The organism is Vibrio sp. 10N.261.51.F11 (assembly GCF_041471665.1).
In the GTDB taxonomy this organism is placed as follows: Bacteria; Pseudomonadota; Gammaproteobacteria; order Enterobacterales; family Vibrionaceae; genus Vibrio; species Vibrio crassostreae_C.
This window is the reverse complement of sequence record NZ_JBFROW010000020.1, coordinates 1-15,220: the sequence shown is the minus strand read 5'-3', so window position 1 is coordinate 15,220 and position 15,220 is coordinate 1. Positions and strand designations below refer to the sequence as shown.

Sequence of the window (15,220 nt, the reverse complement as noted above, 5' to 3'; positions counted from 1 at the left end):
TAAGTCAACACATGCGGAATAAGTTACAAATTATTAACGAAACGAGTTTTAGACTGACAGCTGTGTTCGACAGATTTGGCTTTGTCAGGCATTAGGGGAAGATAATGGAAGTTATTGTAATTGGCAGTGGTGTTATTGGATTGACCAGCGCATGGTACTTGGCAAAAGAAGGTCACTCGGTCACGGTTATTGATCGTCAAGATAGCAGTGGCAAAGAAACCAGTTTTGCGAATGCCGGGCAAATTTCTTACGGTTATTCATCACCATGGGCGGCACCGGGCATCCCTTTGAAAGCGATGAAATGGCTTACCCAAGAACATGCGCCACTTAAAGTGAAGCCTTCTCTTTCTCCAGAGTTAATGTCTTGGGCGACTAAGATGCTCGCCAACTGTAATGAAGCCAAGTACGCACAGAATAAATCGCGGATGTTACGAGTCGCTAACTACAGCCGAGATTGCCTGACTCATCTAAGAATCAGTGAAGATTTGGCTTATGAGGGCAGGCAGAAAGGCACCTTGCAAGTATTCCGAAGCGAGAAGCAACTCGATGCTATTCAGCAGGATATGAAGCTATTAACAGAGAGTGGAATCGAACACTCGCTGTTTGATGTTGAACAGTGTCTGTCAGTGGAGTCTGGTTTAGCAGACGTTAAAGACAAGCTGGTGGGCGGCCTGTATTTACCACACGATGAAACCGGTGATTGTCATCAGTTCTGTTTAGCGCTGACTGAGAAGGCCAAGCAACTTGGTGTTAGGTTCGTGTTTGATACTGAAGTGGTAAGTTTGAATCATCAGAACCAAACCATAAAGAGCATTACGACAACTCAAGGTGAATTCAAAGCGGACGCTTATGTGGTAGCTTCGGGAAGCTACTCTCGTGAGCTGCTCAAGCAAGTGGATTTATCAATCCCGGTTTATCCAGTCAAAGGGTATTCGTTAACACTTCCGATCGTGAGTGCAGATAAGTCGCCGACCTCTACAGTAATGGATGAAACCTACAAGGTAGCGATGACTCGTTTCGATGACCGAATTCGTATTGCAGGGACGGCAGAGCTTGCTGGCTTCAATTATCTTATTCCTGAAAAACGTAAAGCCACGATTGATATGGTGATAAAAGATCTTTTCCCACAGGCGGGGGATTTCTCTAAGGCAGAATACTGGACAGGGTTAAGACCGATGACTCCGGATGGTACGCCTATAATCGGCGCGACGCCTATCAAGAACCTATTTACAAATACTGGACATGGGACATTAGGTTGGACAATGGCATGTGGCTCAGGAAAGATCTTGGCAAGCGTGGTCAGTGGCTCTGCTAGTGATATAAAAACTGATGACTTGAGTATCCACCGCTATATGTAAAAGCAAGCCGTTAGTTATCTTGCCTATGGTTTGATGATATCGACATTAGGAGCATGAAGCGGATGCACCTAATGTTGTAAATCTAGGTGCATGGTTTTAAGTCTCCTCTATTTATAATCACGAGATGACTTGAGACTTAAATGATCTTAGCTCTGGCGGTAGCTCCTTATTTACGAGGTTAATAGCTTTGCGATGTTCTAATCCAATGGATCTCACTACGTCCCCGAAATGTTGGTTAAACAATAGCTCGAAATCACCACTGAGTTTGTAGTCTTGCAGTTTGTCCTCAAGTAATTGAGCCAGTTGAGCCTTGTCTGGGTGGACATAGAAGACCAGAGGAAGAGGGTAATAAAGCATAATACTTTTTTCTATGACTAACCCATCCAGGGAATAGGTATGTTCTTGGTATATGCTTTCAACTTCATTGGCTCCGAGTGACACATAATCACATTTTTTATCTGAGAGAAGTTTCAGAATCTCTGGTAACGTTCCTTGCTCTAGTACTCGATATCCATTTGCTCTAAACAGCTCAGCATCAGCCCATGTCGCAGGAATTCCAGCGATAAGTGATTTCAGTTTATTGCTGTTGATATTATGGAATGTGGGTTGATCTTGTTCCCTAATTATCAGGATACGGTGTCCTAATAAGCCTTTACAAATTGGAGAGTTGAGTTTGATTGCAGGCTTATCAGCAAATTTACGGTTTCCCGCCACCGTGACGAGTACATCATAATTCTTGCGGAATATATTTCCTTCATCCTCAGCTCTTGGAAAGTCTGTATTATCGCTGTGAACGACAATAGGTTCGTTCGGATCCCAATTCAACAAGCTATGAATTAGCTCCAACTCATAGTGCTGTCTTTTACCTGATTTATTGCCATTCCAAAAGTTAAACATAGTTGTCCTAAGGGGGAACTTACATTTTATGACTGGTATGCTGACATAGGTTTAGCGTCCAAGAAAGCGCTTTCTTTTGTTTTTGAGAGAATCATACATAGATACAGTCTATGTATGTTGAGAATCGCCACGGAAAGGCTATTTTAAAGAAAGCACATAAGTTCATTGATGGGTTAGAGGTTCGACGATTAGGAAAGACCATGGGGGTACCATTAGTGGATTTTAACTTATTGTTTTTAAATTGTTTTTCGTGTTAGTGAACAATTAATGTGACGAATGGCACTGTTGTGTATTTCTATTCTCAATCTATTCTAAATTTGTGATCTATGGTTCGTTTCACCGAAATGTAAGTTGAAGAATCATTCTATCGGCTTATTATCCACCTAAAGAAAGCGGTTTCTTGATGCGAGTTGCCGATAGTGAATACGAAAACACCCCCCTTTTTTAAAGTTAAAAGAAAGCGCTTTCTTTCTGGTTATTATCATTAAAAGGACAACGTGATGCACAAAAAGACATTGATTGCTTCGCTCGCCATTGGAGCTTTATTCGGAGCCTCTGTACAAGCAGATGAAGTTAAGCAGGGTGGCACACTAACGGTGCCAATTATCAATACTGGCTTTGTTGAAAACTTTAACCCTTATACAACTAAAGACTTGCTGCATGGGGTAATGTTTGAGCCATTGGTCGTATTCAACAACATGACAGGTGATGTTGATTATCGCCTGGCTGAGTCGGTTGAGTATTCAACTGACCTGAAAACATTGACGCTTAAGTTACGAGAGAATTTGAAGTGGTCTGATGGTTCAAAGTTAACTGCAGACGACGTTGTTTTTAGCTTTATGTTGACTAAAGAGGCACCAGCTTTTGACCAGAAAGGTATTTGGTCTTCAGGTAATTTAAAAGAAATCAAATCTATTGACGCGCGAACCGTCGTGTTTGAGCTGACGGAAGCGGATTCTACATTTGCTTGGAACTTAGAGCGTTACCATATTGTACCAAAGCATATTTGGTCGAAAGTTGAAGAGCTGACAACGTTTACCAACCTTAACCCGGTAGGTAGTGGCCCAATGACGACGGTTAAATACATTAAACCGCAACAGATGGAGCTGTGCCGAAACCCAAATTACTATTTAGAAAATAGACCTTATTTAGATTGCATCAACTTCCGTTCTTACAATGACAACTCTCAGATCCAACCTGCCTTAATCAAAGGTGAGATTGATTGGGGTTCAAATTTTATTGCTGACGTTGAGTCAACATTTGTCGATATGGATAAAGAAAATAACCATTTTTGGTATCCAGCGAATGATGCTATCCACCTTTACGTAAATACCAAAGAAGCGCCATTTGATGACCTAAGAGTACGACAAGCACTTTCTATGGCTCTTGATCGTGAAACCATCGTTGATATTGCTGCTTACGGTTATCCGACCGCAAACTTCAATGCTGGTGGCATCGGTGAGCTATACGAAACGCACATTGATAAAAATGTATCTAAGAAATATGGTTATCTAACTAAGTACGATGTTGAAAGAGCAAACGCTTTACTTGATGAAGCGGGCTTAGTTGACAAAAACGGTGATGGATTCCGCGACAAAGCAAACGGGGAAACGGTTGAGTTTGATATCGAGGTTGTAAACGGTTGGACCGACTGGATCCAAGTGGTTCAGATGGTATCTGAATACTTTGAAGAAGTGGGTGTGAAAGCAAACGTTAAGACTGTGGATTGGGCGGTATATGACAGCAATTTGAAAGAAAGCAAATATACCATGTCAATTAACTGGTCAATGGTCGCGACAAATCCAATCTTGGCGTACCAAGAGTACTTCTCAACGTCTCGAATCGGAAAAACTTGGCATGCTGGTCACGGTGTTAATTCACCAGAAATCGACGCATTGATCGACAGCTTCGGCAAAATTGGTGATGCAGAGCAGCAAGAGAAAGTGTTGAGTGAACTTCAGGAATTTACGGCTGAAAACCTTCCCTTTATCCCTCTATTTTCTAACCCAACTTGGTTCCAATACAGTACTAAACATATTGTTGGTTGGCCAAGTGAAAAAGACCCATACGTACAGCCAGTATGGTACGACGGTGGTAAGAGAGTAATAATTCTCAACAATCTACACCTTAAGTAAGTTATTTTTGAGAGGGCTACAGCTTAGGTTGTAGCCCCTAGGTTAAAAGATTTTTATGTCGTTTTTAATTCGCCGATTTGGCTTCTATTTTACCGCTTTCTTAATCGCTATCTCGTTTAATTTCATGTTGCCTCGCCTAATGCCAGGAGATCCTGTTGATGCTCTTTTCGCTGCAGCTCAAGGTCGAATGGATCCTGCTCAAATGGATGCTGTTCGTGAAATGTACGGTTTTGTTGATGGCAATGTTTTCGAACAATACTTCGCGTATATGAAAAGCGTATTCACTCTTGATCTGGGACCTTCAGTGCTTATGTTTCCTGTAAGTGTTTCAGATGTCCTTGCTATGGCACTGCCGTGGACTATGTTCCTAGCGCTTGGTTCGCTGATTGTTGCTCTTATCATTGGTGTCAGTATTGGTACGTATGCATCGTATCGACGTGAAGGGCTATTTGGACAAATTGTTCCGCCAGTTTTGGCATTTATTAGTAACTTCCCGTACATCGTGACCGCGTTACTGTTGTTCTATTTCTTCGGTTTAAAACTCGAACTATTACCTTTGGCATACACCTATGACCCATCGCTAGAGCCAGGTTTTACATGGGAGTTTATTTCTAGTGTGGCTAAACACGCTGTGTTGCCTATGGGCTCTATGGTCCTGGTTGGGATCGCAACATGGGTCTTCAATATGCGTAATGCGATGATCAATGTGTTGGGTGAAGATTACGTAACGATGGCTGAGGCCAAAGGCTTGAGTAGTTATCGTGTTATGTCTCGCTATGCTGGTCGAAATGCCATCCTTCCTGTTGCGACCGCTATTGCAATGGCAATCGGATTCTCATTCGCAGGCTCAATCATGACCGAAGTGGTTTTTAACTACCAAGGCTTGGGGAACATCCTTCTTAAAGGCATAGTTGCTCGTGATTACCCACTTATCCAAGCCATTCTTCTTATCTTGGTGACAGCGGTACTGACCGCTAACTTTATTGCCGACCTCCTATATGTCTGGCTTGACCCTAGAATCTCGAACTGAGGCGCATGATGGATAATTTAATGGATACTCAAAAAACCGCTAACCAGCCGAATATGCCAGTACGTGAGCCAAAATGGTCGTGGAAAAACGTAAAGAAAACTCTCGGTAAAGCTTACGCATTTTTCTACGGTAACCCTCCAGCCATTGTAGGTACTTTTTTACTTACGATTGTCTTAGCTGGGGCGTTATTTGCGCCTGTATTATCGACTCATAATCCAGAAAAGCGCGTAGCACGTCCACATATTGCACCAAGTTCTGAGCATATTATGGGCACTACTCGTAGCGGGCGTGATGTATATAGCCAGGTTCTATTTGGAGCAAGAAAGTCGCTTACTGTTGCGATCTCTGCGGGCGTAATCGCGATGACAATAGCAGTGCTCGTCGGGGTTTCATCTGGTTACTTTGGTGGAAAAGTCGATGAACGCTTGAACTTCGTTACTAACGTATTTCTTGTGTTTCCACAGTTGCCCTTGCTGATTGTTCTCGCCGCATTCTTAGGGCAGGTCGGTTCGCTGGTTATTACCGTGTTGTTAGGAATAACCTCCTGGCCTTGGGGAGCTAGGGTGATTCGTGCACAGACCATGGCAATTAGAAGCAAAGAATTCATCATTTCTGCAGAAGTTATGGGTGAATCAAAAATCCGCATTATTTTAGTAGAGATCTTACCAAACTTAGTTTCGATTGTTTTTGGCGGGTTCCTAGGCACGGTTATCTACGCAATGGGCTCTGAAGCTGGTCTAGGTATTTTAGGTTTAGGTGATGCAACAGAAGTGAGTTGGGGCTCTATGCTGTATTGGGCACAGACCTCTTCATCGTTATATACCGGAGCGTGGTGGGAAATGCTGGTTCCTGCATTGGCGTTAGCGATTACTGGTGGTGGACTCGCATTGATTAACATGTCAATTGACCAAGTGAGCAACCCTAAATTACGTACGGGCCCACACATCAAACTGTGGCACAAACTTAAAAAAGAAGCAGATAAACGCCGAGGCCTATAATGAGCAATCTATTAGAAATTAATAACCTGTGTGTTGATTACGTTTCTCCTAATGGCGTAGCAAGAGCCGTTAATGACGTTAGTATTTCCATTGCGCCCGGTGAAACGCTCGGTATTGCCGGTGAGTCTGGTTGCGGTAAAAGTACATTGGCTTTTGCTATATCACGCCTACACAAAGCACCAGCGCTTATCTCTGAGGGTGAAATACTCTACAAAGGGCAGGATGTTTTAAAGATGAATAACCAGCAGTTACGTGACTTCCGTTGGAATGACGTTTCTATTGTTTTTCAAAGCGCAATGAACTCACTTAACCCTGTCATTACCATCGGTGAGCAGCTAACGGACGTTATTCTAGCGCACAGAAAAATACCTTATAAACAGGCTCACGATCGTGCGGTCGAGCTGTTAGGGACGGTTGGGATTCATGGCGACAGAATGTCGAGCTTTCCCCATCAACTGAGTGGAGGTATGCGTCAGCGAGTTGTTATTGCGATTGCTTTGGCGCTGGAACCTAAACTGATCATCATGGACGAGCCAACAACGGCACTTGATGTAGTGGTTGAACGTGAAATCTTGAATGAACTGTATGAGCTTAAGAGTAAGTTTGGCTTCTCTATTCTGTTTATTAGTCACGACTTAAGCCTCATGGGCGAAATTGCTGATCGAATTGGCGTGATGTATGCGGGTAACCTTATTGAATTAGGTGATGCGAAAACGGTATTTAGTGAACCTAAGCATCCTTATACAAAAGGGCTTATCTCTTCATTCCCGACTATTCATGGGCCAAAAGAACGTCTCTACGGGATCCCTGGGAATCCTGTCAACCTTTTGGATACACCTCAAGGATGTAACTTCCAAGAGCGATGTGGCGAATGCATTTCAATGTGCATTAAAAGTGAGCCTCGTTTGGGCGCTATTGCGACTGGGCATCACGTATCTTGTCACCTAGTTTGAGCGAAAGATTATGAATACTTTAAAGAACGTTGATAAAAGCGAAGTTATCTTATCAGTTAAGAATTTGGTAAAAGATTTCCCACTTGGCCAGTCAGTCAAAAGCAATATGATGCGAGCCGTAAATGATGTTTCATTTGATCTTCGTAAAGGAGAAGCATTAGCGATTGTTGGCGAATCTGGCTCAGGGAAAAGCACAGGAGCTCGAATTCTTACCCGAATTTACGATAAGACGGCTGGAGATATCGAATTCAAAGGTGAGCCTCTGTCTGACTATATTGAAAAATATGGTGAGCTTGAATATGCACGCCAAGTGCAAATGATTTTTCAAGACCCGTTTGGCTCGTTGAATCCTGTACATACGATTTACCACCATATTGCGCGACCATTACTTATCCATAAACGAGCAGAAAAAGAAGCGATTCCGAACCTCGTTTATGAATTGCTTGAAATGGTTGGGCTTACACCAGTTAAAGAGACCGCAGAGAAGTACCCCCATGAACTAAGTGGTGGACAACGACAGCGTGTCGCAATTGCACGCGCAATTGCTGTTAGCCCTGAAGTTATCCTAGCTGATGAACCTATCTCTATGCTTGATGTGTCTGTGCGGTTAGGAATCTTAAACCTAATGGCTGACTTGAAGGATAAGCATGGTATTTCGTTCATGTACATCACTCATGACATTGCGACAGCGCGTTATTTTGCTGAGAAAACGGCGGTGATGTATGTAGGACATATGGTCGAATGGGGCAATAGCGACAACGTCACTCAGAACCCACAACATCCGTATTCTCAGTTGTTGTTGTCAGCAGTGCCAGAAGTCGGTAAATCGGGCAAGCGTGACATGAACGTGAAAAAAGGCGATATCCCTTCTTGGAAGCCAAGTAGCGTAGGTTGCCCGTTCGCAAGCCGTTGTATGAAAGCCGATAAACTTTGCACGCAATCAATACCAGAACCGACTCCAATTGCAGAAGAGCATTTTGCTCGTTGTCATCATTTGTAAACTTTAAATCCTTTTTGAAACGCAAAAGAAAGCGCTTTCAAAGTTTAAGTGTAAGAATTTTTTGGAATTTTGATATGAAACAAGACTACAACTCAACACCAGAGGTCGATGGCAAGTTCGTTGATTTAGATGGTGAGCGTTACTACCAAATCTCTAATGTTGACCAAATGACGCCATTCTTTATTAGCGTTGTATCGTCGAGCGATCACTGGTTATTTATTTCATCAACAGGCAGCCTTTCAGCTGGACGCATTCGTCCGGAAAATGCGCTTTTTCCTTACAAGTCTGTTGACCATATTCATGAAAATGCGGAAAACACCGGCTCAAAATCCATCTTCCGTATTGAACATGGCGACAAGGTTGTACTTTGGGAACCGTTTAATACATTCCATGATGGTATTTTTGATGTTGAACGCAATCTTTATAAAAATACGATTGGAGACAAGATTGTATTTGAAGAGATAAACCATACTTTGCAACTACAGTTCCAATACAGCTGGAATACGAGTGAAAAATACGGCTTTATTCGTCGTTCAAAACTGACCAACCTCGCGAGCTTTGAGCGTAAAGTCGAAGCACTAGATGGCTTACAAAATATACTTCCTTCAGGCGCTCCGTTATCAGCTCTTCAAACAAGAAGTGCATTAGTTGATGCGTACAAGTGGAATGAACAAGTTGATGGTAGTTCATTAGCTCTGTTCAGCATGTACGCGAAATTGAGCGATAGAGCCGACCCTGCTGAATCTTTGCTAGCGACGACAGTCTTCAGCTTAGAAACGGAAAGCAGCCAAATTTTATTGACGAGTGCTCAAGTTAATGCGTTCAGAAAAGGTCGAGCGGTTAAAAGTGAACCTTTAACGAAAGGGGTTAGAGGGAGCTATTTAGTTCATAAGTCTCTGACGCTGCGAGCACATCAAACCAAAGTTTGGTCGATTGTCGCTGATATAGACAAGACTCATTCCGATATCTGTCAGCTTCAATCTGAGCTCTCTGTTCCTGCTAACCTAGCACTAGCTTTAGAAAAGAGCGTTGCAGATAATCAAGATGAATTGATCACATTAATGTCTGGCGCGGATGCGTGGCAAATAACAGCTGAAGAAAACACCAGCGTTCACCATTATGCCAATGTGTTGTTCAATAACATGCGTGGTGGCGTGTTTGAAAACGGCTATATGTTAGAAAAGGTTGACGTAGTTAAAACTATGGAAAAGGCCAACTCTCAGGTAGCTGGCCGCCATCAAGACTTTTTTGATCAGTTAGGGGATGTTTTCAGCCATTCTGAATTAGTTTCGCGCGCTAAAGCGACAGGGGATTCTCAATTAGTTCGATTGAGCTACGAGTATCTACCGCTTACTTTTGGACGTCGTCATGGTGACCCTAGTCGCCCTTGGAACCACTATGAGATTAAGCTTAAAGATGAAAATGGCGAACGCTTACTTTCTTATCAAGGCAACTGGCGTGATATTTTCCAAAACTGGGAAGCGATGGCTCTTAGTTATCCAGGGTTCATCAAATCATTCATCTCTAAGTTTGTTAATGCTTCAACGGTGGATGGTTACAATCCGTATCGAATTACTAAAGATGGTGTAGATTGGGAGCTGTTAGAGGCGGATGATCCTTGGAGTAACATTGGTTACTGGGGCGATCATCAAATCATTTATCTATTAAAATTCCTTGAGTTAGCAGACAAATTTGAGCAAAGCGATCTTATCGAATTACTAGAGAGTGACATTTTTAGTTATGCCAACGTGCCTTACGAGCTTTGTGGAGTTCAAGGCCTCTTTGATAACCCTAAAGATACCGTAGAGTTCAACCAAGACTTGCAGGAATTGACAGAGCAACGTGTAAAGAGCTTAGGCAGTGACGGTCGCTTGTTGATGACGGGTGACCAAGAAGTTTATATGGTCAACTTAATGGAGAAGATACTCGTCCCTTTATTGGCGAAATTGAGTAACTTAGTGCTTGATGGTGGTATTTGGCTCAATACACAACGTCCAGAATGGAATGATGCAAACAACGCTATCGTTGGCAACGGCCTCTCAATGGTAACCTTGTACTACATGCGTCGCTATGTTGCCTTTATGCAGCGCCTGTTAGAGAAGTCACCATCGTCATACAGTATTTCCAAAGAAGTGTTTGAGTGGATGTCTTCTGTTACACAGATCGTTTCAGAGGCAAATACAGAGATTCGTCAAGATACGGTCACTCGTCAAACGCGTAAAGCAATGCTGACTAAGCTGGCTAAATCCGCTGCTAATTATCGTGAGCGCGTGTACCGAGTAAATGGATTCTCAGGGAAAACGAAAGTTGAGAAAGAAGCGATTGTTCAATTGATGGGCGCGAGCTTAAAAGTCCTAGATTCTACGATTGCAAACAACTTGCGTGAAGACGGTTTGTACAATGCGTATAACATCTTGAGTTGTTCTGGTGAGAGCTTAATGGTTGAAGAGCTTTACCCTATGCTAGAAGGGCAAGTTGCAGTATTGAGCTCGGGTCTATTATCATCTAAACAAGCGGTTGAGTTGTTGGATAAATTGTTTGCCAGTGACATGTATCGTGCTGATCAAAATAGCTTCATGCTTTACCCTGACCGTGAGCTGGCTTCTTTTATGGACAAAAACTGTTTAGACGCTAAAGACATTGACCAGAGCAAATTGTTAAGCATGATGGTTGTTGCCAAAGATAACCGATTAGTAAACCAAGACAGCAAAGGTTCTTACCACTTCAATTCAAGCTTTGAAAACAAAGGTTTCCTTCAGGCTGCGATTGATGAAATTAAAGCCGATTACCCGTCAATTAGTGATGATGAATTTTGTCATGTATCTAGTTTGTATGAGCGTGTATTCAACCATAAAGCCTTTACTGGGCGTTCGGGAACCATGTTTGGTTATGAAGGTTTAGGTTGTATCTATTGGCATATGGTTTCTAAGTTGCTGCTAGCTGTGCAAGAAAACTATCAGCATGCTTGGAGTATGGACTCTAATAGCCAGGAAACTCTTAAATTAGCGGATTACTATTACAAAGTGAGAGCTGGTATTGGTTTCAACAAAACGCCGGAAAACTACGGTGCGTTTCCGACGGATCCGTATTCTCATACGCCAAAGCACTCTGGAGCACAGCAGCCAGGGATGACAGGGCAAGTTAAGGAAGAAGTGATTACTCGTTTTGGAGAGCTAGGTCTAGAGGTCGTTGATGGCACAATTGTAATTAACCCTTCACTTCTTAGTCCTAAAGAGTTCTTACAAAAAGCGGCGACTTTTGACTGCCAAAATATTGAAGGACAAATGCAGAGCTTTATTGTTCAGGCTGGGCAACTGGCTTTTACTTACTGTCAGGTACCGTTTATTTACCAACTCAATGATGAGCCAACACAGGGTATTGAAGTTCAGTTTAAAGACGGAACAAGTGAGGCATTTGCATCGTTAACGCTAAACCATGAAATGGCTTCACAGCTCTTTTCTCGTAGTGGTCTTATTGAGAAAGTCATTGTCGTGTTGTCAAAGCACCAGTTACTCTAATTCTAATTTAAAGTGAAATAAAAAGGCTCTAAGTGAATACTTAGAGCCTTTCTTTTAAGTGTAAAAAATGGGGTGCTTGATATACAAAAATCAAAGCTTAGCCACGGACTCTCTTACAATCAATGTCGGGGTTAGTTTGTGCTTCAATGGGTAGTCGCGTTTATTAATTAACGATAAAACACCTTTTGCAGCTTCTTCTCCCATCTCATGAACTGGAAAGTCGACCGTCGATAAGCGAGGACGAATATGCTGGCTATGAGTATCGTTATCGAAGCCTACGACCGAAAGGTCTCGCCCAATAATGAGGTTTCGCTCTGCTGCTACGTCATACACAGCAAGCGCGATGTTGTCATTTTGACAGAAAATCGCGGTGATCTCAGGGTCTCGGTCTAACAAGCGTCGCGCAGCATCATGGTTGCCTTGATGATCAAAACGCCCCTCTACAAACAGCCCTGCGTCGTACTCGACACCGTACTCTAACAAGGCATTTCGATATCCTTGAAAGCGATCTCTACTATCAACTTTACTCAACTGGCCTGTGATACAAGCGACTTTTTTATGCCCATTTTCAAGTAAGTGCTTCGTTGCAAGGTAGCCACCAAGCTCATTATCAATGTAAATACAGCGATCAGAAATCTCAGGAATAAAACGGTTGAGAACAATCATTGTTTCACTGTCTTTCGCGATTTTGATCAGCTCGTCATCACTGAGCTTGTCTGAGTGAACAATGAGGCCATCTACAAGTTTAGATTGCAAAAACTGGATAGAATCGAGCTCTTTGGTTCGTGATTCCTGGCCACTTGTAACGATTAAGTGAATATTATTTTGGCGAACGGTATCTTCAGCTGTATGCATTAATGGCCCATAGAAAGGCCCATCAAGCGAACCTACTAGCATGCCAATGCTATTTGAACGGTTGGAGGCTAGAGCTTGTGCAAACGCATTAGGCTTGTAGCCCAGTTGCTCAATAGCTTTGAATACTTTTTCGCGGTTGGCTTCCTTTACCGTAGGGTGACCATTTAATGCTCGTGAGACGGTTGATTGAGAAACTTGAGCAAGTTCAGATACTTCTTTAATGGTGATCAATGGTAGTGGCCTTATCTCTACAAGGAGTGAACTAAGCTATATTACCTTCGTGATCAATAAGAGCCTAGTAATCCAATGATTAATATTTAAAAACTCTGAACTGCTTAACGCTAAATTTGAAGGTCAAGCATACAAAGTAAGGTAACGAATATTTTCATATACTCGATTAAATATCAAGCAAGCGCTTTCTTTGTTGTTGTAGTGAAAGTGAATCTGTTTTTCTGATCTTAGTTATGAACTAGATAAAATAGAAGTCTGAGAATAAAGGGCTACTAGGGCGTTATCGCAGATAATCGGGTTATGAAAATTCTTGGGAATCTATATAAACCGCAATGAACTTTAGCAAAATGTGAAACCCAACAAGAAAGCGCTTTCTTAAAGTGAGCGTTGTCTCTTTTTTGAACTATGCACTTTTATATACTCATTTTGAAAAAGTCGTGCATGGCATATTCATATTAGATCCATGCTCGCGGAGTTATTCACTAATCGACTTTCTTTTATGGGTGCCGACATTACGTGTCGCCTGCATTGAAAGTCGTGATACAAGGAGTTGTAATGCAACATCTAACCAATCAGGTAAAGATATTAACGTCTTTTATTTCTGCCGCTTTGATGTCTGGCTGCACGGCGATAGAGCTGCCGGTATCCGAAAGTCCGGACTTAGCTCAAACTGAAAAACCGATCGTGCTATCCCATGCTCCAGTTACTTTAAGTCCAGACTGGCTATTGGTATGGGAAGACCAGTTTGAAGGCGAGCAAATAAATAAACGTAATTGGTCATTAGAAGTGAACTGTTGGGGGGGCGGGAACAATGAACAACAGTGCTACACGGATGATCCCAATAACGCATTTGTTAAAGATGGCTTTTTACACATTGTCGCGCTGAAGCAAAGTCATACTGGGCCTGACAATGCTGAAGGTACGATTGGCGGAGCAACTAAGACACTCCCTTATACTTCTGCGAGGCTTAGCACAAAAGACAAGCGTGACACCAAATATGGCCGTTATGAAATCAGAGCAAAGTTACCTGGTGGACAAGGTTCATGGCCCGCAATTTGGATGCTGCCAACCGACAATAAATATGGCACATGGGCAGCTTCTGGCGAAATCGATATTATGGAAGCGGTTAACCTAAACACACTTTCAGATGCGGCGGGAGTGAAAAATGATGATCTAGAGAGCCGAGTCTACGGGACGTTACATTACGGACGAAATTGGCCAGACAATGTTTATAAAGGGCAGGCCGCGACATTGCCAAATGGTGTGAACCCTACTGAGGGCTTCCATACATACGCGATTGAGTGGGAAGAAGGTGAAATTCGTTGGTATGTAGACAATATTCATTACGCGACTCAAACTCAAGAGGGCTGGTACAGCCAATATGAAGCGGAAGAAGGGGAACTCATTAATGCGAGTGGAGCAGCTCCGTTTGATGAAAAGTTTCATTTGTTATTGAACTTGGCTGTCGGTGGAGCGTGGTCAGCAAACGCAAATGATAAAGGCATCGACGAAGGTTTGTTTCCGAAAACAATGCTAGTTGATTCAGTAAAGGTTTACCGTTGTAAGGTTGATCGTTGGAAAGGAAAAGGGTGTGCAAGTCGCTCTGAACATGCAATACAAGTAATAGGGCACGAAGCTCCAGAGATCTTAGCAACCGATGATAGTTATGCTGATGGACCAACGTTGGAGATTTTTACCGAAACTCTTAACGCAAGCTTGGCTTATGCAAGTTATGACCCATTGGATATTGTTGACTATCAAGAAGTGAGCGAACCAGATCGTGGAACAGTGCTACAAGTGAATAAGAATGAAGGATCAGGAAATATCTATTTTCGTTCTCCTGTAACGGATGTGACACATTGGCAAGAAACGGGTGAACTGGTCTTTGATTTGAAAGTTGAGAGTATGGCCGGCGGGGTTGAACTACTGGTTAAGATGGACAGTGGCTGGCCGAAAACAAGTGACTATACCGTGCCGCTATCAGCAATCAATGAATGGAAGACGGTACGTATTCCAATAGCTGACATTTTAAAGAGAGACAACCGTTTTGCTGGTGGGAATCAGGCTGATCCAACAATGATCACTAACCTTTTAGTGTTTGAGCCTCAAGGAAAAATGAGTTTTAAATTAGACAATATGCGATTTGAAAAGTAAGCCTTTTAACTAAGGGGTTTGAATAAAAGTCTGAATATAAAGGGAACATACAATGTATGTTCCCTTTTTTATTGTGCGCCGAGCATGGCGT

10 protein-coding genes are annotated in these 15,220 nt (G+C 42.6%); 8 read left to right on the top strand and 2 right to left on the bottom strand.

All coding sequences use genetic code 11. The features are described from left to right. The first annotated feature begins 104 nt into the window (after window positions 1–104). The gene (locus tag AB4351_RS07475; RefSeq protein WP_136973585.1) at window positions 105–1,358 is read left to right on the top strand and encodes a D-amino acid dehydrogenase; all 1,254 of its coding nucleotides are present in this window, start codon (window positions 105–107) and stop codon (window positions 1,356–1,358) included. Window positions 1,359–1,475: 117 nt separating this feature from the next. Here AB4351_RS07475 and AB4351_RS07470 read toward each other — a convergent pair whose 3' ends face one another. Next, window positions 1,476–2,255 carry a hypothetical protein gene (locus tag AB4351_RS07470; RefSeq protein ID WP_017071751.1) on the bottom strand — a complete coding sequence of 260 codons (780 nt, stop codon included), beginning with the start codon at window positions 2,253–2,255 and terminating at the stop codon, window positions 1,476–1,478. Between the two features lie 500 nt (window positions 2,256–2,755). On the opposite strand from AB4351_RS07470, the gene AB4351_RS07465 reads away from it, so the two are divergent. The 6 genes from AB4351_RS07465 to AB4351_RS07440 all read left to right on the top strand — a co-directional run bounded on the left by AB4351_RS07465 (window position 2,756) and on the right by AB4351_RS07440 (window position 11,889). Beyond that, window positions 2,756–4,390: an ABC transporter substrate-binding protein gene (locus AB4351_RS07465; protein ID WP_017071752.1), complete on the top strand. Its 1,635-nt coding sequence runs from the start codon at window positions 2,756–2,758 to the stop codon at window positions 4,388–4,390. A 55-nt stretch (window positions 4,391–4,445) separates the two neighbouring features. After that, complete coding sequence (locus AB4351_RS07460; RefSeq protein ID WP_017071753.1) at window positions 4,446–5,420, top strand: ABC transporter permease; 975 nt, start codon at window positions 4,446–4,448, stop codon at window positions 5,418–5,420. A gap of 20 nt (window positions 5,421–5,440) precedes the next feature. Further along, on the top strand, window positions 5,441–6,418 hold the full coding sequence (locus AB4351_RS07455) for an ABC transporter permease (protein ID WP_371957688.1): 978 nt from the start codon (window positions 5,441–5,443) through the stop codon (window positions 6,416–6,418). Beyond that, complete coding sequence (locus tag AB4351_RS07450; protein ID WP_372125540.1) at window positions 6,418–7,371, top strand: ABC transporter ATP-binding protein; 954 nt, start codon at window positions 6,418–6,420, stop codon at window positions 7,369–7,371. Before AB4351_RS07455 ends, AB4351_RS07450 begins: the two co-directional genes overlap by 1 nt. A 10-nt stretch (window positions 7,372–7,381) precedes the next feature. After that, a complete protein-coding gene (locus tag AB4351_RS07445) occupies window positions 7,382–8,371 on the top strand; it encodes an ABC transporter ATP-binding protein (RefSeq protein ID WP_372125539.1) in 990 nt (329 codons plus the stop codon). A 74-nt stretch (window positions 8,372–8,445) separates the two neighbouring features. Beyond that, complete coding sequence (locus tag AB4351_RS07440; protein WP_372125537.1) at window positions 8,446–11,889, top strand: hypothetical protein; 3,444 nt, start codon at window positions 8,446–8,448, stop codon at window positions 11,887–11,889. Between the two features lie 90 nt (window positions 11,890–11,979). Here the strand turns inward: AB4351_RS07440 and AB4351_RS07435 are convergent, their stop codons facing one another. Then, the gene (locus tag AB4351_RS07435) at window positions 11,980–12,975 is read right to left on the bottom strand and encodes a LacI family DNA-binding transcriptional regulator (protein WP_372125535.1); all 996 of its coding nucleotides are present in this window, start codon (window positions 12,973–12,975) and stop codon (window positions 11,980–11,982) included. A 555-nt stretch (window positions 12,976–13,530) separates the two neighbouring features. On the opposite strand from AB4351_RS07435, the gene AB4351_RS07430 reads away from it, so the two are divergent. Beyond that, window positions 13,531–15,129 (top strand): family 16 glycosylhydrolase, encoded by a 1,599-nt coding sequence (locus AB4351_RS07430; RefSeq protein WP_372125533.1) that lies wholly within the window; start codon window positions 13,531–13,533, stop codon window positions 15,127–15,129. Window positions 15,130–15,220 lie beyond the last annotated feature (91 nt).

Coding starts and splice junctions, on each gene's coding strand:
- AB4351_RS07475 (WP_136973585.1), top strand. CDS start 105: ATGGAAGTTATTGTAATTGGCAGTGGTGTTATTGGATTGACCAGCGCA.
- AB4351_RS07470 (WP_017071751.1), bottom strand. CDS start 2,255: ATGTTTAACTTTTGGAATGGCAATAAATCAGGTAAAAGACAGCACTAT.
- AB4351_RS07465 (WP_017071752.1), top strand. CDS start 2,756: ATGCACAAAAAGACATTGATTGCTTCGCTCGCCATTGGAGCTTTATTC.
- AB4351_RS07460 (WP_017071753.1), top strand. CDS start 4,446: ATGTCGTTTTTAATTCGCCGATTTGGCTTCTATTTTACCGCTTTCTTA.
- AB4351_RS07455 (WP_371957688.1), top strand. CDS start 5,441: ATGGATACTCAAAAAACCGCTAACCAGCCGAATATGCCAGTACGTGAG.
- AB4351_RS07450 (WP_372125540.1), top strand. CDS start 6,418: ATGAGCAATCTATTAGAAATTAATAACCTGTGTGTTGATTACGTTTCT.
- AB4351_RS07445 (WP_372125539.1), top strand. CDS start 7,382: ATGAATACTTTAAAGAACGTTGATAAAAGCGAAGTTATCTTATCAGTT.
- AB4351_RS07440 (WP_372125537.1), top strand. CDS start 8,446: ATGAAACAAGACTACAACTCAACACCAGAGGTCGATGGCAAGTTCGTT.
- AB4351_RS07430 (WP_372125533.1), top strand. CDS start 13,531: ATGCAACATCTAACCAATCAGGTAAAGATATTAACGTCTTTTATTTCT.